At 49.3% G+C, this 424-nt stretch carries 2 tRNA genes and 1 rRNA gene; all 3 read left to right on the forward strand.

The window, feature by feature from the left end:
• The first annotated feature begins 39 nt into the window (after positions 1–39).
• Positions 40–116 (forward strand) — tRNA-Ile (locus O0550_RS24125).
• 19 nt (positions 117–135) lie between these two features.
• Positions 136–211: transfer RNA gene (locus O0550_RS24130), tRNA-Ala, on the forward strand.
• Positions 212–300: 89 nt separating this feature from the next.
• A 5S ribosomal RNA gene (rrf, locus tag O0550_RS24135) occupies positions 301–415 on the forward strand.
• Positions 416–424: the final 9 nt, after the last annotated feature.

Raw genomic sequence — 424 nt, forward strand, 5'->3', positions numbered from 1 at the left:
CATCTTTACTGTTCAGTTTTGAGAGAGCATGGCTCTTAGGGGCCTATAGCTCAGTTGGTTAGAGCGCACGCCTGATAAGCGTGAGGTCGGCTGTTCGAGTCAGCCTAGGCCCACCATCTACCACATTCTCAAAATGGGGCTGTAGCTCAGTTGGGAGAGCGCCTGCCTTGCAAGCAGGAGGTCATCGGTTCGATCCCGTTCAGCTCCACCATTCTTCATAAATTTTTTAATGAATAAGCATTTGACTTATGAAGAGAAAAATGTTAATATATAAGAGTTCTGCAAAAATAGAACTTGTTGTCTGGTGATGATGGCAGAGGGGTCACACACGTTCCCATTCCGAACACGACCGTTAAGCCCTCTAGCGCCGATGGTACTTGCCCATTCGGGCCGGGAGAGTAGGACGTTGCCAGGCCGGTAACCT

Origin of the sequence: Brevibacillus halotolerans, from assembly GCF_026891775.1 — a bacterium.
GTDB lineage: Bacteria > Bacillota > Bacilli > Brevibacillales > Brevibacillaceae > Brevibacillus_B > Brevibacillus_B halotolerans.